The 18,229-nt window shown below is 69.6% G+C and carries 7 protein-coding genes and 1 pseudogene; all 8 read right to left on the bottom strand.

Going from position 1 to position 18,229, the window contains the following annotated elements:
• Positions 1-65: 65 nt before the first annotated feature.
• Positions 66-581: a hypothetical protein gene (locus tag ACEL92_RS09730; protein ID WP_374025364.1), complete on the bottom strand. Its 516-nt coding sequence runs from the start codon at positions 579-581 to the stop codon at positions 66-68.
• A gap of 168 nt (positions 582-749) precedes the next feature.
• On the bottom strand, positions 750-968 hold the full coding sequence (locus tag ACEL92_RS09725) for an MbtH family protein (protein WP_374025363.1): 219 nt from the start codon (positions 966-968) through the stop codon (positions 750-752).
• The gene (gene mbtG, locus ACEL92_RS09720) at positions 946-2,244 is read right to left on the bottom strand and encodes an NADPH-dependent L-lysine N(6)-monooxygenase MbtG (protein WP_374025362.1); all 1,299 of its coding nucleotides are present in this window, start codon (positions 2,242-2,244) and stop codon (positions 946-948) included. Before mbtG ends, ACEL92_RS09725 begins: the two co-directional genes overlap by 23 nt.
• Complete coding sequence (locus ACEL92_RS09715) at positions 2,241-6,650, bottom strand: amino acid adenylation domain-containing protein (protein WP_374025361.1); 4,410 nt, start codon at positions 6,648-6,650, stop codon at positions 2,241-2,243. The genes mbtG and ACEL92_RS09715 overlap by 4 nt, the downstream gene beginning before the upstream one ends.
• On the bottom strand, positions 6,647-13,174 hold the full coding sequence (locus tag ACEL92_RS09710) for an amino acid adenylation domain-containing protein (protein ID WP_374025360.1): 6,528 nt from the start codon (positions 13,172-13,174) through the stop codon (positions 6,647-6,649). The genes ACEL92_RS09715 and ACEL92_RS09710 overlap by 4 nt, the downstream gene beginning before the upstream one ends.
• Positions 13,134-16,170, bottom strand: a pseudogene (gene mbtD, locus ACEL92_RS09705) (mycobactin polyketide synthase MbtD). The gene ACEL92_RS09710 and the pseudogene mbtD overlap by 41 nt, the downstream one beginning before the upstream one ends.
• Positions 16,170-17,486 (bottom strand): polyketide synthase, encoded by a 1,317-nt coding sequence (locus tag ACEL92_RS09700; protein ID WP_374025359.1) that lies wholly within the window; start codon positions 17,484-17,486, stop codon positions 16,170-16,172. The pseudogene mbtD and the gene ACEL92_RS09700 overlap by 1 nt, the downstream one beginning before the upstream one ends.
• Positions 17,479-18,219, bottom strand: a complete 741-nt coding sequence (locus ACEL92_RS09695) for a thioesterase II family protein (protein ID WP_374026156.1) — start codon at positions 18,217-18,219, stop codon at positions 17,479-17,481. Before ACEL92_RS09695 ends, ACEL92_RS09700 begins: the two co-directional genes overlap by 8 nt.
• Positions 18,220-18,229: the final 10 nt, after the last annotated feature.

The following is an 18,229-nucleotide window of genomic DNA, read 5'->3' as shown; positions in this document are numbered from 1 at the left end:
GCCATGTGAAGACAACAGGCGGAACCTGTGCCCCAGCTGTGTGGCGGCCCAGAATTCGGGCCGGGCTAGTTCGTCGCGGTCGCCGCTTGAATCAGGGCGATAGCGGCGTCGTGCTGCAGGATCCAGTTGCCGCCTTGGTTGACGAAGACCAAGTGCTTCTCGACCGGCCCGGCGAACCTCGGACCGGAGATGGCCACGTCGGCCTGGGCCATGTTCGGGCCGGCCGGCGCGATGTTCGTCACGGCGAACGTCTCTGGAAAGTTGCCGTTGCGGTAGGCCTTTCGCAGATCGTGGTCGGCAACGTGGCCCTCGTCGGGGCTGATGCCGTTTTCGACCAGGTTGTTCTTGGTGGTGTACGAGACGCCCGGGTCGGTGGCCTGGTTGCACAGGTTCGTCAGCTGCTCCGGCGTCGGCAGGGCGCCCGGGGCCGGCGGCGGCGGTGGTGGGTCTTGCGGCAACGGCACACCGAGCGCGGCCAACCGCACCGGGTCCATCGGTGCCGCGACGAAAACGCCACCGGCGGCTCCCCCTACGACGGCGAACGCCGCCACGCCGGTGGCAATACTCTTCATGCTTTTCACGGTTCCCCCTTCGATACGCAAGCACCCTGGTGGGATCTCGACGATCTTGTCCCCCACAGGGTTCCGCGTGACCACGGTGTAGTACGTGTAAGTGTGCATGGTGTGACCGGCAATTGTGTCTCGGGCCGGTCACGGTACGGCGACGCTACGGCCGCGCGCCGCCGCCCGTTACGTGCGTCGCTCGATCGATTCCTTCAGACTCTTCGGCCGGATGTCGGTCCAGTTCTGTTCGATGTACTCGAGACATTCCGCGCGGCTCGCCTCGCCGTAGACCACTTGCCACCCGGCCGGTTTGTCGGCGAAGCTCGGCCACAGGCTGTGTTGTTCCTCGTCATTGACGAGGACGAAGAAGGTGCCGTTCTCGTCATCGAAGGGGTTGATGCTCATCGCGTCTCCTTGTCGTCGTGTGCTTGGAGGGGCCGACCGAACCCACCGTGGATCCCAATACCCGGTCTGACAACAATCCCAAGCAGCTGAGGTTGGGAAATCCCGGCCCCTGCGTCAAACCGGAAAGGTTCGGTAGGAACAACTTGGGTGTGACGTCGCTGACGGCCAGGTCGTAGCCGATCGCCTCCTGCAGGCGGTCGGCGGTCAGCGGTCCGCCGAGGCCCAGCTCAAGCAGGTCCAGCACGTCCTGGCCGAACAACGATGTGAACCACAGTGAGTCGGCGCCGGAACCGTCGATGACGAGGTCGAAACCGTGCACCGTCTCGAGGTGTTCACTGCCCCGGTTGGTCGACAGGGTCAGCCGGATCTGCCCGTCGCGGCCCACCGCGTGGGCCACCCGGCCGCGCAGGTGTCGGATGCGGTCGTCGGCGAGCAGGGCCTCCTGCACGTTCGCCGAGAACACGCCGCGGTCGGTGCGGGCCAACGCGTCGCGGCGTTCGGCCAGCGTCAGTGCGCTCCAGTCGGTGGGGTCGGAGAACAGCGAGTTCTCGAAGAAGCTTTCTCCGCGGGTGAACAGCGTCACCTGCGGCGAGATGACGGTGATGGTCGAAACCCGGTGCCGGAACAGCTCGTTGAGCATCGACGCCGCGGTCTCGCCGCCGCCGATCACGGCCACCCGTTCGGCGTTGATCCGGTCGTGGCCCGCGGCGCGGTCCCAGAACTGAGCGATCGACAGCATGCGGGGATTGCCGGGCAGCAACGATTTCTCGGCCTGGCCGGGCCCGGTGATCATCAAGGCATCGGCTTGCACGGTGGTCTCGTGGGTATGCAGGGCCCATTGCTCGCCGCTGACGGCCAGCCGTTCCACCTCACCGTGCACCACGTTGAGGCCGACCTGGTCGGCTACCCAGCCCAGGTATTGGCTCCACTTGCGATGGGTCGGCGCCGGGCGGCCGCGGTCGATCCACTCGGCGAACGACGCGGTGGCGATCAGGTAGGACTGCCAGCTGTAGCGGGTCATCCGCTCGTCGAGCTCGGCGTTGCGGCGGGGCACCAGCGCCGAGCGGTACGGGAACCCGACGTCCTTTTCCGGGCTGGTGCCCAGCCGGTGCGCCCCGTCGGTCCAACCGCCGCTCGCCTGCCAGTTGGCCGCGACGCCGATGCGTTCGACGGCGATCACCTCAGGGGCATCGACGCCCATGTCGCGCAACGCGGAAGCCTTGGCCGCGACCGCGACCGCTTTGGCCCCCGCGCCGAGGATCGCAAGTGTGCTCATGTGGCCATCTCCCGCAGCGAATCGATCCAAAGGTGTTGCAGCTCAGCCACATCGGCGTCACTGAGAATGTCGGGCAGGGTGCGCCATTGCGCGGCGAGCACCTGTTGTCCGTCGAAGGTCAGCATCGCGGCCACGATGGTGAGCTCGTGGCGGACCGCGAGTTCCGGCTCGGGCTGCGGCGACACCCCGGCCAGCAGCTCGCGCTCCACCGTCAGCGCGGCGCCGCGGTGGGCGTGGACGGTGCCGAGGTAGTTGAGCAGCAGCTGCGGCCCGCGCAGGGGGGCGAGTCGCTCGGCGGTGTCGGTACGCAGGTAGCGCAGCAAACCGTAGTCCAGCCCGTCGCCCGGGATCGCCGCCAGCAACTCCCCCACGGTTCGCGGATCGGCCGACGGCACCCGCAGCGGGTAGATGGAGCTCAGCAGCCCGACGGTGTCGCCGGTGTCGATGGTGTGCGCGCCCCGATCGTCGACGAGAGCGTCGGCGCGCCCGTGTGTTTCGAGCGCCAGCAGGGGCGGTGGCGTGTCCTGATCGCGGGACTGTCGCCACCGCGTGACCGTCGCCGCCGTGGCGGTGATCAGCAGGGTCGGCATCGGCAGGCCAGTGTTCAGCAGCCGGCGAGTGATGTCGGCGTCGGTGGCAATCATGCGGACGTTCAGATCGCGGGCGCGGTCGTGACGCGGATCGACCCGTCGGGCGCCGAGCCGGGGATCGTCGCCGTCGGACTGGGTGGCCCAGAACTGCACGGTGTCCAGCCGTTGAGCGCGCTCGATGAGCGCGGCGGCCCAGCGCCGGTAGGTGGTGTGTTCGCGGATCGGCGCGGGCGAGTGCCCGGTGGTCAAAGCCGCTAGAGCGGCGTCTAATTCGCCGAGGACTACCCGCCAGGACGCCGGATCCATCGCCAGGACGTGGGCGGCCAGCAGCAGGACGCTCGGCCCGGTCGGGCCGCGAAGCCACACCGCGGCCAGCATCCTCCCCCGTTCCGGGTCGAGACGGTCGACGGCCCGCGCGGCGTGTGCGGGGATCACCGCCTGCAGGTCGTCGGAGACCGCAACCTCGTCGATGGGGACGGTGCCGGCGTCCGGTGCCGGAACCAGGGTCGCGGCGGCCCGGTCCAGGCGGGCGCGCAGCACCGCGTGGGCGTTCACGATGCCGGCCAGCGCGGCGTCCAGCTGCTCGCGGGTGACGTTGTCGGGCAACCGGATGGCCTCGGTCTGCGCCAGGCGGCGCGGCTCCCCGAATTCGTAGAGCCAGCGGCCGTTGGGCAGCACCGGCATGGGCCCGGCGTCGTCGTCGACATCGCTTGCGGCAGAGATCGTTTCGGAGTCGATCGCCTCCGCCAACTCGCGGACGTTGGCGCACTCGAGGATGAGCCTGGCGCGCAGCGCAATTCCCCGCGCCCGGGCCGCCTGCACCACTGAAAGGGCCGTGATGCTGTCCAGGCCCAGCTGCAGGAAATCCGCGGCGACGTCGACTCGCGGTTCATGGAGAATCTCCGAGAGAAGGTCGGCCAGTGCTGCTTCGGTCGGCGTGGCAGGGTCGGCCTCGGCGGGTGCCGCCTCGGCGGTGTCGGAGGCGCTGAGCGCGGCCTCGTCCAGCTTGCCGTTGACCGTCAAGGGGATCTCGTCGACCGTGACGATGCGCTGAGGGATCATGTAGCGCGGCAACCGGGCACCGAGCATGCCACGCAGCTCGGCCGCCGACGGCGCCCGCGGCGCCGCATCCGCAACCACCACGTACGCGGTCAACCGGGCGGCCCCTTGGTCCCGGCGCACCAGAACACCCGCATGCCGGACACCGGGATGCGACTCGAGCGCGGCCGCGATCTCGCCCGGCTCGACGCGATATCCGCGGATCTTGACCTGGGCGTCGGCCCGGCCCACGTATCCCAGGGAGCCGTCGACGCCCCGACGCACCAAATCGCCTGTGCGGTACATGCGTTCACCGGTCGCGAACGGATCGGCGACGAACCGGTGGCTGGTCTCGGCGGCACGGCCGAGATAACCGCGGGCCAGCTGGGCGCCGGCCAGATACAGCTCGCCGGTCGCCCCGCATGGCACCGGTCGCAGCGCGGAGTCCAGCACGTAGCCGCGGGTATGCAGGGTCGGCCGCCCGATCGACGGCTCGTGATGGTCCACGATGGCGGCGACCACCGCCTCGACCGTCGTTTCAGTGGGGCCATAGCAGTTGTATGCGGCCATGCCTGTGCGCGCACACTCGGCGCGGATGAGGCTCCAGGCGGGCTTGCCAAGCGCTTCCCCGCCCAGCGCGAGCACCGCGAGGGGCACCGTGCTCAGCAAACCGCAGGCGGTGAGTTGGGCAAACATCGACGGGGTGGTGTCGATCATGTCGATGCCATGGTCGGCGATCGCCTCGACCAGCGCCTCGGCGTCGGTCTGCGTGTGCTCGTCCACGACGTGCACGGCGTGACCGTCGAGCAGCGCGACCAACGGCTGCCAGGCGGCGTCGAACGCGAACGACCACCCGTGCGCGATACGCAGCGGTCGGCCCAGCCGGGCGGCCGCGGGCCGCAACACGTTGTGCAGGTGGTCGTCGGCGTAAGCGCATAGCGCCGCGTGAGTTCCGATGACGCCCTTGGGTTCTCCCGTGGTACCCGAGGTGAAGACGACGTAGGCCGCCTGGCCCGGCGACGCCTCGGCGGGGCGGAAGTCGGCGCCGGGCCGTTCGCCGGGCACCGGCGCCTCTTCGTCGAGCACGATCGCGGCGCCGGATTGACGCAGGATCGATTCCACCCGTTCGGGTGGGGTCCCCGGCTCCATTGGCACGCACGTGCCGCCGGCTTTGAGGACGGCGAGCATCGCGACGATGTAGTGCGGTCCCCGGGGAAGCCGGATGGCCACCGGGGTTTGGGGCCGCACCCCGCGGTCGGCGAGGTGGGCGGCCAGGCCGTTGGCGAGGGCGTCCAGTTCGCGGTAGCTCAGTGTGCCGCCCGCCCAGCTGATCGCGAGACTGTCCGGGTTCTTGGCTGCGACGTGGGCGAACCTGGTGTGGATGCCGATCGCCGACGGGGTGGTCGGGGCCGCGCCGCGCAGCGGGGCCGTTTCGTCGTCGAAGAGCACGCTGACCTGGCGCAGCGGCCGCTCCCAACCCTGCAGCAGCCGTTCGGCGGCGGTCAGCACCCGCCGGCCGAAAGCCGCGGCGGGGACGGCGCCTAGCGCACCGTCGATGACCTCGACCAGCACCACCAGCTCGCCGCGTTCCATGTGTGCGGCGACGGTGATCGGGAAGTGGGACAGGGTTTGCAGGGCCGACGGCCGGAATGTCGCACCGCCGGCGGCCAATTCAGCGCCGGCGGTCAGCCCGTCCAGGGGAAAGTTCTCGTAGACCAGCAGGGTGTCGAACATCTCCCCGACGCCGCCGAGCGCGCGCAGCTGGGCATGCCCGAGATAGCCGTGCTCGCGCAGCAGCGCGGCGTCGCGCTGCACCGTGCGGCATTGCTCGCCGACGCTCGCGGCCGGGTCGAGCCGCACCCGCATGGGAACGGTGTTGATGAACAGCCCGATCATGGTCTCCACGCCGGTCAGTTCGGGTGGCCGCCCGGAGACCGTGACCCCGAAGACCACGTCATGGGCGTCGGTCAGCCTGGACAACACCAGCGCCCACGCCATTTGCATCAAGGTGTTGACGGTGATGCCGTGGGACCGGGTCTCGTTCACCAACCGCGCGGTGGCCGCGGCCGGCAGGCGCAGCTCGGTGGTCCGGGGCAGCCCGGTCCGCCGGTCTTCCGCCGAGCCGAGCGCCGCCGACAGCAGGGTGGGGCCGGGAAGGCCGGCCAGATGTTCGCGCCAGACCTGTTGACTGGCCTTTAGATCGCGGCTCGCCAGCCAGCCGATGTAGTCACGGTATGGCCGCGGCCGGGCGGGCAGCGCGGACGGGTCGCCGCCGGCCTGGTACAGGGTCATCATCTCGTTGACGAACACCGGCATCGACCAGCCGTCGATCACGATGTGGTGGGCGGTGAGCACCAAACGCCATCGCGCACATGGGAGTTCGATGAGCAGGAAGCGGATCGCCGGACCGCGCTCCAGGTCGAACGGGCGCCGGCGTTCACCGGCCTCCAGCGCCTGCACATCCTCGGGTGCCGCGGCGACGATACGCCACGGCAGGTCGACCCGCGACGGCACGATCTGCACCGGACGGGCGATCCCTCGGCTGAAGAAGCTGGCGCGCAGGTTGGGGTGTCGCTCCAACATCTTTGACGCGCAATCGCGTAACAACGCGACGTCGAGCGCACCGGAGATGTCGGCGGCCATGCCGATCACGTATGGATCGTCGGCGTCGCCGTCGGCGAATTCGGCGAGCGTGGTCAGCGAATACAAGCCCTCTTGCAGCGGGCTCAGCGCCATCACGTCCTCGATGTCGGGCGCGACGTCCCTGGTAGCCGTCATGGCGTGCCGTCGCGCGACGACGACCAAAGCTGTGTCACCGCGGCCAAGTCGTCGGCCGAGAGGCCGGAGGTGCTCATCGGCTCGAACCGGGCGTCGGTGTGATCGGTGTCGTTTAGCCCGTCGAGAGCGGCCGCCAGCTGCTGCACCGTCGGGTTCTCGAAGATCATCCGTGGGCTGACGGCCAGGCCGGCGGCCCGCGCCCGCGAGGCGAGCTGCACCGACAGGATGCTGTCCCCGCCCAGGGCGAAGAAGTCGTCGAAGCGGCCCACCTCGGGCGTCGACAGCAGTTCGGCGAACACCTTGGCCAGTGCCCGCTCGGTGTCGGTGCGCGACGGCTCCGTCTGTCCGCCGGTGGTGACCGCGGGCCGCGGCAACCCCGGCCGATTCAGCTTGCCCGACTCGGTCTTGGGCAGCGCGTCCAGGACGGTCAACGACGACGGAATCATATAGCCGGGCAGCGTCGCGCTGATCGCGGCGCGCACCTCCGATGCGAACGAGGCCTTCTCGGCGTCGTCGACCATCGGCCGTTGCGGCACAACGTATCCGGCGAGCGAGATGCCACCGTGCACCTCCCAGGTACGCGCGGCGGCGGCGGCGACGCCATCGACCCCCGCCAGCGCCGCCTCGACCTCGGCCAACTCCACCCGGAAACCACGCACCTGGACCTGGTGGTCGGAGCGTCCGACGAATTCCAGTTGGCCGTCCTCGGTCCAGCGGGCGAGGTCACCGCTGCGGTACAGACGTGAACCCGGCTCGAACGCAAAGGGGTTGGCCACGAACCGGCTGGCGGTCAGCGCTGGCCGCTTCCAGTAGCCCCGCGCCAACTGATCCCCGGCGTAATAGAGTTCGCCGACGACGCCAACCGGCACCGGCCGCAGGCCGTCGTCGAGCAGGTATGCGTCCGCCCCAGGAACCGGCTTGCCCACCAGTGGATTCGGCGGTGCCAGCCGACCGCGTGATACCGCGCCGGACGTTTCGGTGGAACCGATGTTGTTCAACAGCTCGATGTCCGCGCCGGCGCACACGGTCGCGAGCCGGAGCAGCAGCGACGCGCTCACCGGTTCTCCGCCGCACACCAACCTGGACAGCGCCCGCACCGCGTCGGGCGAGCTGTCCACCAGGACGGAGACCAGGCTTGGCACCGCGGTCACCTGCGCGACCGCGTGACGATTCATCAACTCGCCGAGGGCTTCGGGGTCACGGTGTTCGGCGTCGTCGGCGAGGATCATCGTGGCCCCTGCCGCCAGGCCGGCCAGCATCTCCATGCCGCCCTCAAGGAACGTGATCGAGGCCTGCGCCAGCCGGACGTCGTCCGTCCTCGGCGGGTAGTGCCGCAGCTGCCAGTCCAGCCGGGCGGCCATCGAGCGATGGGTACCCACCGCGCCCTTCGGCTTGCCGGTGGATCCGGACGTGAAGACCAAGAACATCGGGTCGTCGGGGTGCGGCCGAATGAGTTCCCGCCGAGCCACGTCCCCGTTCTCCACTGCGGCCCGCACCTGCGGGTCATCAAGTGAAAGCACCGCGACACCAGGGACTTCGGGGACGGTGGCCGCCGCTTCGGCGGTGGCCAGCACGACCCGTGGCCGCACGTCGTCGAGCATGAACTGTTTGCGCGCCGGCGGATAGCCCGGATCGATGGGGAAGTAACCACCGCCCGCCTTCATGATGGCGACCAGCGCCACCACCAGGTCGATGCCGCGCCGTGTCGACAACCCGACCAATGATCCCGGTCCAACGCCGTGCGCCGCGAGCAGCGCCGCCAAGTTGTCCGAAATGCGGTGCAGCTCAGGGTAATCGGTCTGTTGACCGCCGCAGCGCACCGCGATCCGATCGGTCCCCCAGCCCCGGCTGGGCTCCAGCAGTTCCGGAATGGTGCGTGGCCGGTCGTGCGGCGGCCGCTCGCCGCGGCTCCAATGCTCCAGCAGGCGGCGCCGCTGGGCGGCGTCGGTCAGCTGAACCTCTCGCAAACTCTGATCGACGTTGTCGGCAAAGCCGGCGACCACCCGGGTCAGCCACCCCGCCAACCGCTCGATCGTGGCCCTGCGGTACAACTCGGTGCGGAAGATCAGACTGCCGTTGTATCCGACTCCGCCCGAGCCGTCGGTGCCGAAGAAGTTGACACTGAGGTCGGCGTGCGCCATGTCGAACACCGGGTCCAGCGAGGTGAATACCGTGTCCTGCTCGCCGCCATCGGTGGCTTGCTCGATCACCCGCGTCGCCGGCAGATGGTCACGGACGTGGACCACCACCTGGAACAGCGGGTTGCGCGACAGCGAACGCACCGGGTTGACGCTGTCGACCACGCGGTCGAACGGCAGGTCCTGATGGGCGTAGGCCGCCAGCGCCGTTTCCCTTGCGCGAGCCAGCAACTCGCGCAGGGTCGGGTTACCGGTCAGGTCATTGCGCAGCACCAAGATGTTGACGAAAAACCCGATGAGCTGGTCCAACTCGGCCTCGGTGCGCCCGGCGACCGGGGTGCCCAACGGGATGTCGAGCCCACCACCCGCTTTGTGTAGCACCACGGCGACTGCCGTTTGCAGCAACATGAATTCGGTGATGCCCAGCTCGCGGGACAACTCGGCGAGTCTGGCGCGCGTGGCCGCATCGATACAGAAGTCCACGGAATCGCCCTCACCGCTGGGCACCCGCTGGCGCGGAAAGTCGGGCCGCAGACCGGTGTCCTCGGGCAGCCCGGCTAGCTGGCGGTTCCAGTACTCCCGCTGCTCGGCGGCGAGAGGAGACTCCTGGCCGCTCGTGTCGCCGAGGAACTCCCCCTGCCACGCCGCGTAGTCGGCATACTGCACCCGCAGCGGCGCCCACGCCGGGACTTCCCCGGCCCGCCGCGCCCGGTAGGCGGTCATGACGTCGGCGAACAGCACCCCGGCCGACCAGTGGTCGGAGGCGATGTGGTGGACCACCAGCGACAGCACCTGCTCGGACGCGTCATCGGCGGTGCGCAGTACCGCGACCCGAATTGGCAATTCGCGGTCCAGCTCGAAGCAGTGCCGGCGCTCGGTGTCCAATTCTCGCTGCAGCCAGGCCTGATCGGGCCCGGTTGCGCGGCGTACGGAGACCTGGGCCGCGGACCCGACCACTTGATACGGCACGCCATCCAACTCCACGTAGGAGGTGCGCAGGATCTCGTGCCGGTCGACGACGTCGCCGATGGCGGCGACCAAGGCGTCGATGTCCCAGGGCCCACTCAGTTTCGCGGCAAAGGGGATGTTGTTGACCCAGCCGGGCCCGTCCACGCGGTAGGCGAACCAGCTGCGCAGCTGGGAGGCCGACAGGGGCATGGGCTCGTCGTGGGCGGTCGCGATCAGCTTGGGCCGCGGCTGCCTGAGCTCGCCCGCACTCAGTTGGTCGACCCGCTCGGCCAACGCGCCCACCGTCGCCAGTTCGAAGACGTCGCGGATGCCGACCTCCACGCCAAAGTCGGACCGGATCGCGGCGACCAGTCTCGTGGCCACCAGCGAGTGGCCGCCCAAGTCGAAGAACGAGTCGTCGACCCCCACTCGGTCGTGACCGAGCAGCGCGGAAAACAGTGCGGCGATGCGACGTTCGGTGGGAGTGGCCGGATCGCGGTATGCGGCGGCCGCGGCGATCTGCGGTTGGGGCAGCGCGGCGCGGTCGATCTTGCCGTGCGCCGTGATCGGGATTTCGTCAAGAGCCACATAGGCGGCCGGCGTCATGTAGTCCGGGAGCGCCGCGGCCACCCGGGTGCGGATCCGTTCGACGTCAACGCTTTCCGGGCCGCCGCCCGGCGCCGGCGTGACATATCCCACCAGGCTCTTGCCCAACCGAGGCAGGTCCATGGCCAGCACCACCGCTTGCCCCACGCTGGGGTCGACCGAGATGGCGGCGGCGACCTCGCCCAGCTCGATGCGGAAGCCGCGAATCTTGACCTGTTCGTCGGCACGGCCCACGAACTCGATGTCGCCGTCGGCGTTGCGGCGGGCAAGGTCGCCCGAGCGGTACAACCGGCCGCCCGGGGTGAACGGGTCGGCGACGAATCGCTCGGCGGTCAGCCCAGGCCTGCGGTGGTAACCGTGCGCGACATGCGTTCCCCCGATGTATATCTCGCCGATCACCCCCGCGGGAACCGGGCGCAGCGCGTTGTCGAGCAGGTGGACCTGCGTGTTGATCTTCGGGCGCCCGATGGGCACCACCCGGGTTCCTTGGGCCCCTTCCACCGGGTAGCTGGTGCAGTTGACCACGGTTTCGGTGGGGCCGTAAAAGTTGTACAACAGCGCATCGAAAGTGGCATGGAACTTGTCGGCGATCTCGCCCGGCAACGCCTCCCCGCCGATGGGCACGCGGCGCAGGGTGCGCCACTGGCTGACGCCGGGGAGCGAGAGGAAAAGGCCGAGTAGCGACGGCACGAAATGCATCGAGGTGATGCCTTCGCGGCTCAGCAGATCCGTCAGGTAGCCGATGTCGCGCAGTCCGTCGGGCCGCGGGATCACCAGCCGGGCGCCCATGATCAACGTGCCGAAGATCTCTCCCATCGACACGTCGAAGCTCGGCGACGCGACCTGCAACAGCCGGTCGGTCTCATCGACGCGGTACTCGTCACCGAACCAGACGAAGTACTCGGCGATCGGTGCGTGGGGCACTGGCACGCCCTTGGGCAGCCCGGTCGAACCCGAGGTGTAGATCAGGTAGGCGGTGTTGTCCGGGGTCAGCGGCCGGATCAGCTCGGCGGGCGGGGTGGCCGGGTACCCCAGCAGCCCGGAAACGGGTTCGCGCAGCACGAGTTTGGCGTCGGCATCGCCGAGGATGAAGCTCAGCCGGTCCTCGGGGTAGGTGGGATCCACCGGCAGGTAGACCGCCCCGGCCTTCAGCACGCCCAACGCGGTGACGACCAGTTCGGGTGACTTGTCCAGCAACACCGCGACGCGGTCCTCTGTGCCGACACCCTGCTCGATCAGCCAGTGCGCCAAGCGGTTCGACTCTTCGTCGATCTCGCGGTAGGTGTACTCGCGGCCCTCGTACACGACGGCGGTGGCGCCGGGCGACGACTTGGCGCGGCGGGTGACCAGCGCCGGCAAGGTGCTGGCCGGGGTTTCGAACTTTTCACCGGTCGAGGCTCGGCGCAGCCACTCGGCGTCGTCGGTGCCCATCAGCGCGCACGCCGACAGCGCCGTGTCGGGGTTTGCCAGCGCGTCGTCCAGCAACACGGCGTAGTGCCGCAGCAGCTGGTCCACCAGCTGCCGATCCAGCACCTCGACCAGGTACTCGGCTTCGACCAACCCGCCGGCCGAGCGGTCCAGCTCGACCATGAAACTCAGTGGCAGCTGGTTGAATTGACCGCGCAACTCTGCGCGCGTGCACCGCACCCCGGGCGGGCAGAAGCCCGCGCCGTCGGGCTGACGCTGCCCGAAGCTCAACCGCGTCATCCTGTCGGCGCCATGGCGGCGATCGGGGTTGGATTCGCGCACCAGCCAGTCCAGGTCGGCGCGCGAATGGGCGAAGGCGCCCACCGCGCGGTCCCGAGTTTCGGCCACCAGCTCTCGGAAAGTCTGGTGGGGCCCCGGCCGCAGCCGAATCACCACGGTGTTGCCGTAGTACCCGATCGCCGATTCGGTTCCGACGCCGCGGTTGAGCACCGGAGCGGCGATCAGGAAGTCGGTTGCCTGGGTGTAGCGGTGCACCAGCGCGGCGAAGGCGGCCATCAGCACCATGTACGGGGTGGCGCCGGTCTCGCGCGCCAGCGCGGCCGCCCGGTCGACGGTGGCCGCCGGCAACGGCGTCGTGGCGCGTTGGGCGCGCCACGTGCTTGGCACCACCGATCCGTTGGGGCCCGGAAGCTCAAGGGGATCCGGGAGGTTCGCCATCTGGCTTCGCCAGTAGTCGTAGTCCGCGGCGGGATCCGTGGCGTCGTCCGGCGGTGGGGCCGCCTGCGGGGGCTCGTCGCCGAAGCCGTCCGGATCGACGTATGCGCGTGTCAGGTCGGCGAAAAACGGTGCCCACGAGGCGTCGTCCCAGGCAATGTGGTGGGCGGTGATCAACAGCATCAGCTCGTCGGCCGAAAGCCGGGCCACGGTCACCCGCAGGGGTGAATCGGTGGAAAGGTCGAAGGGCTTGCGAAAGTCGCGTTGCGCCAGCACGTCCAGCCGTAATCGCCGGGCCTGATCCGTCAGCCCCAACAGGTCGTGCTCGGCCCACTCCGGCCGTAATTCCTTGCGGATGACCGGATATGGGTCGCCGTCGGCGCCGGTGTCATACGTCGTGTGTAGTACGGCGTGCCGTGCCGCGACGGCGTCGACCGCGCGCCGCAACCGTTCGGTGTCGACCGTGCCGGTGATGCGGTAGGAGACGCAGACGTTGAGCAGCGCGCTGTCGGGGTCCACCGACTGCACGAACCACATCCGGTGCTGTCCGACGGACATGCGCGGCTGTTCGTGGGTTGCCACCGACGCTCCGGTGGCCGGCCTGGCCAGGCCGCGTTCGGTGATCTTGCGGCGCAACAATTCCAGGCGCTCATCGTCGAGCCGTGCGCCCACTCCGGTGGTTTCCGTCACGCGGGGAGTCCAACCTTTCTGGCTTCGCGAACGTCGGGTCGTGCGCCTTCCGGCGGCTCGGTCGAGCCGGCGCGCAGCGCGTCGATCAGTTCGTTGAGGGTGATGCCGCCGAGCATGCGAGCGACGGGAACGGAGCGTCCGACCGTCCGGCGCAGCCGCTTACGCAGATCGAGTGCGAGCAACGAGTCCACCCCGACGTCGATGAGCGGTGCGCTCGGATCGATCGAGATCGAGTCGTCCAGATGCAGTGTCGCGGCGAGTTCGGCGCGCACCACCTCGGCCAACGGCCTGGTGACGGAATTGCCCTCTCCCCCGCCGCTTTGCGCCGCGCTGAACGGCATTGGCATCCCCTGGCTTTCGAAGAACACCGCGAGCCGGTCGAAGTCCGCGTCGAAGATCAGCGGATCACCGTCATAGCGGTGCAGGGCGGCCTCGATCGCCGCCTCGGGCGTCATCGCGATCAATCCGGAGCGTTCGGTGCGGGTGATCTCGTCGGCGCCCACGACGCCCGCGGCCTGCCAGAGTCCCCACCGGATCGCCACGCAGTCGTGGCCCCGGGCGCGCAGCTGGGCGGCCAACACGTCCAGCATCCGGTTGGAGGCGGCATAAGCGGCGTGGTGGTAACCGCCCCAGACTCCGAAGACCGACGAGCAGGCCAGGATTCGGCACTCCGGACGCAGCGGCCACATCTCGGCCAGCAGGGCCAGGCCACGCACCTTGGCGGCACACACCGCCGCCACGTCGGTTCCGGTCAAGTCGGCGCGGGAGCGTGTCTGGGCGATCCCGGCGGTATGGATCAGCAACGACGCCCCGTCCGCGCCGGCGTGGCTGGCGGCCGCGGCCACCGCGCCCGGGTCGGTGATGTCGCAGCGCAAGACGCGTACCTCGGTGTCGTGACCTTCGGTGAGCCGGCGCAGCGCGGTGTGGTTGAGGCCGTTGCGGCTCAGCAGCGTGACCGTCCGCGCCCCGCGCTCGACGCAGTACCGCGCATACTGCAGGCCGATGGCGCCGCTGCCTCCGGTGATCACCACGTTGTCCAGCGCGGCGACATCCAGCGGCCTTTTAGTCACCGAATCGCGGCAGTCCCGGAATGTTCGGACGTATGGCCGTGGCACTGCACTTCCGCGCAGTGCCATTTCGGCCGCGTCACCCAGCAGCACGTCGACGACGGCGCGCGCCGTCCCCGCGTCGAGGTCCCGGCCCGGCAGGTCGAGATGCCCGAAGGCCTGGTCGGTGAATTCGAAACCGACGCTGCGATGCATCGCGGCCAGCGCCGCCTGCGCCGGCGACGCGTCGACACCGCCGGGATCGACGTTTTCCGCGCTGGCGGTGAGCAACCAGACGGCCCGGCAGCGCGGGCCGATCAGGGCGGCGTAGTCGGGTAGACCCGCGTCCGGCCGGCGAGCGATCTGCTCGATCGCCGCCATGGGATCCCGCTCGTCGAGTCCGGGGGCGATGACGGCGACGATCTCGGCCTCCTGCGGCGCGACCACCCGGCAACCGCCTTGCGCACCAACGGCATCGATCAGGCGCTGCGTCAACGCGTCCTGCGCGCCGGCGCCGAAGAATCCGATGTCGCCGCCCGCCGCGTTCGACGGGGTCGCTGGCTGCCAGGCCTCGACCGCGACGGTGGGCGACGCGGTGGGCGCCGTGTCGATCAGCGGCTCGGGAGCGGCCCAGAGGTGCACCGCCCGCATGGGCGCGTTGGGGAACCCGCGCAGCGGCCTGCGGACACCGCCGGGGATGGTATTCGCCCACTGGCAGCCGGGGTCGGCGGTCGCCACGGTCGCGATGTTCTTCGCCAGCACGTCGGTGATGGCGCCCTCGCGGTGTCCCGAGCCGACGACCACGCTGGTCCGCTCATCGACCAGGTCCGCGAGCGGATACAGCAGCGAGGGATGTGCGGACATTTCGATGAACGTGGTGGCCCCCAGGTGTCGAGCTGTGGTCACCGCCTGATCGAAACGCACCGTGTTGCAAAGGTTTTCATACCAATACTGGGCGAAGCCCACGCCGCTGCCGACCTCACCACCGAAGGTCGAGCCGACGAATCTGACCGGGCTGTCCTGAAACGCCGAGCGGGGAACAAGCTCGGTCAACTGCGCGCGCAACGGCCGCAGGACGCTGGTGTGCCCGGGGTAGTCCACGGACAGCTGGTGGGTGAACATCCCCCGTTGGCGCGCCAGCCGTACGACGGCCGCCGCGGCGTCGTGGTCTCCCGACACCACCGTTGACGAAGGGCCGTTGACAGCCGAAACTTCCAGCCAGCCCGGGGTTTCCCCGATGAGGGACTCGGCCTGGTCGACGCCGGCACCCAGCACCACCATGGCGTATTGACCCGCCAATTGGTCGACGATGGCGGCGCGGGCCCCGACCAGCGCGACGGCGTCGGGCAACGTAATCGTTCCGGCCACGTACGCCGCCACGACCTCGCCGAGGCTGTGGCCGATGGTGATTGCGGGGAGCACGCCGTGGAATCGCCACTCCTGGGCCAGGCTGATCGCGTGGGTGAATTGTGCTCCCTGGATTTCCGTCCGCGACCAGGTGCGGTCGAGGTCTTCGATCAGGTAGGGCAGCGGCGAGGGCAGTCCCGCGTCAAGGAAGGCCCGCGCACATCGGTCGGCCTCGGCCCGGTATGCCGGAAGTCGTTGGTAGGCTTCGGCGCCCATCGATTGCCATTGGTTGCCCTGGCCGGGAAACACGAACGCGATGCACGGGGCAACCCCCGCCGACGACCGGGTGACCAGCGGGTGCTCTTCGCCGCGGGCCAGGGCCGACAGCCCGCCGGCGAGCTCGGCGCGGTCGGCCGCCCGGAGCACCGCGCGGTGCCGCCGCACCCGCCGCAGACGCAGCAGGCTCGACGCTATCGCCGCTGTGTCCGCGTCAGTCCGGCCCAGATAACCCAGGATCGCTTCGGCATCGTTGACGATCAACTCTTCGTCGTGCGCGGTGAGCAACACGGGGATGCGACCGTCGGGCAGTGAAGATGTGAGCATCACGCGACCTCGGGGAGGGACACGATCACGTGTGCGTTGGTGCCGGCGATGCCGAACGCCGAAGTGGCCGCGATCCGTTGCCCGCCGACCGCGGGCCACGGGGTCAGGGTCTTCGCCAAGCGCAATCCTTGGCTTTCCCAGTCGATTTCGGGGCTCGGGTCCGCCGCGTGCAGGGTCGGTGGGATGGCACCGTGTTCGGCCGCGACCATCACCTTGGCCAGCCCGAGCGCCCCGCTGGCTGCCAGGGCGTGCCCAACGTTCGACTTCACCGAGCCGAGCAGCGCTCCCCCACCGGGCGTCGTGTCGCCGTAGGTTTGCGCCAGCGACCGCAGTTCCGTGCGGTCGCCGAGGCGAGTACCGGTGCCGTGGCCCTCGACCATGCCGACCTCGTCCGGCCGAACGCCCGCCAGCGTCATGGCACGCCGGAACAGGCGGAGCTGGGCCTCACCGCTGGGGGCACTGAGCCCGGCGCTGCGGCCGTCCTGGTTGACCGCGGTGGCGCGGACCTCGGCCACCACCTCGTGGCCGGCGCGCAGCGCGGCCGATTTGCGTTGCAGCACAAACATCGCCGCCCCCTCGGCCCATACCGTTCCGCTGGCCTGCGCGCTGTAGGGGCGGCAGTGGCCGTCGTCGGAGAGCGCGTGTTGTTTGGAGAACTCTACGAAGAACCCGGGCGAGCCCAGCACGTTCACCCCGCCGGCCAACGCCAGGTCGCAGTCGCCGTTCTGGACCGATCGCACCGCGACATGGAACGCGGCCAGCGCGGACGCACACGATGAGTCCACCGTCAGGGCGGGCCCGGCCAACCCGAGCGTGTAGGCGACCCGGCCGGAGATCACGCTCAGCGCGGTCCCGGCGAGCAGGTGGCCGCTGTGCTGGGAAAAGTTGGCCATCTGCGGCCCGTACCCGGTGGCTGATGCGCCGACGAAGCAGCCCACGTCGTGCCCGGCCAGGTCGTCCGGATTGATGCCGCTGTTCTCCAGCGCGCGCCAGGAGACGCGGAGCACGACGCGTTGCTGGGGGTCCATGGCGATGGCTTCCCGCGGCGAGATGCCGAAGAACTCAGGGTCGAAGGTTGTTGCGCCCGAGAGGAATCCACCGCGGTCATGGATTTCCTTGAAGCCGCTGCGCCGCGATCCGGCGAGCAGTTCGTTGACCTGCCAGCCGCGGTCGGTGGGGAACGGACCGAGCGCCTCGCGTCCGCGCGCCAACAACTCCCAGTATTTCTCGGCGGTGTCGATGCCGCCGGGCGCTTCGAGGGCCATGCCGACGATCACGACGGGATCGGACGTGCCGTCGCACCGGTTGTCAGACATCGGTGTTCACCCGTTCGGCCACGGCGTCGACGTGTTCGTTGAGATAAAAATGGCCGCCGTCGTATAAGAACAATTCGAAGTCGCCCGCGGTGTGGTTCTGCCAGAGCCGCAGCACGGCCGGATCGACGCGGTGGTCGTCGCGCGCCCCTAATACCCGGATGCCTGCCCGGATGCGCACGCCGGGTGCGCATTCGTAGCGATTGATCGCTTGGTAGTCGGCGCGCACCGCGGTGGTCAACAGCTCGGCGAATTCTTCGTCGGCGAGCAGTTCGGGGTCGGTGCCGCCGAGATCGGCGATGTCGGCGAGCAATCCGTCGTCGGTTGTGGGGAGCTGCGGCATCGCGGCGACCGCGGACGGCGCGGGACCGGCCGAGACCCACAGGCGCTGCACGGCGGTGTCGTGGGATTCGGCGATCCTGGCGAACTCGAACGCCACGACCGCGCCCATGCTGTGGCCGAACAGCCGAAGGGGCGCGACGCGGCTCCACGGCCCCGCGTCGAACAGGCCCTGGGCGAGGTCGTGCACGGTGTCGGGGGCCGGGTGACTGAGCCGGTCCGCGCGCTGCGGGTACTGCACGATGTAGACGTCCCCACCGGAAGCCAGCGCGGCCGCCACCGGGCGATAGCTCGCGGCGGCGGCGCCGGCGTGCGGAAACACGACGGTCGCCTGAGCGGGCCGGCTCACGTTCCGACCGGGCACCCGCTTGATCCAGGATGCGAATTCCGTTGGCATGCTCAGCACG

Origin of the sequence: Mycobacterium hainanense, assembly GCF_041890355.1 — a bacterium.
GTDB classification, from domain to species: domain Bacteria; phylum Actinomycetota; class Actinomycetes; order Mycobacteriales; family Mycobacteriaceae; genus Mycobacterium; species Mycobacterium hainanense.
The sequence above is the reverse complement of the archived record's forward strand: the minus strand, read 5'-3'. Positions and strand labels throughout refer to the sequence as shown.

What these genes read in the sequence shown, in the direction of transcription:
- ACEL92_RS09715 (WP_374025361.1), bottom strand. Translation starts at nt 6,650, where the DNA reads ATGACGGCTACCAGGGACGTCGCGCCCGACATCGAGGACGTGATGGCG.
- ACEL92_RS09695 (WP_374026156.1), bottom strand. Translation starts at nt 18,219, where the DNA reads ATGCCAACGGAATTCGCATCCTGGATCAAGCGGGTGCCCGGTCGGAAC.
- mbtG (WP_374025362.1), bottom strand. Translation starts at nt 2,244, where the DNA reads ATGAGCACACTTGCGATCCTCGGCGCGGGGGCCAAAGCGGTCGCGGTC.
- ACEL92_RS09700 (WP_374025359.1), bottom strand. Translation starts at nt 17,486, where the DNA reads ATGTCTGACAACCGGTGCGACGGCACGTCCGATCCCGTCGTGATCGTC.
- ACEL92_RS09725 (WP_374025363.1), bottom strand. Translation starts at nt 968, where the DNA reads ATGAGCATCAACCCCTTCGATGACGAGAACGGCACCTTCTTCGTCCTC.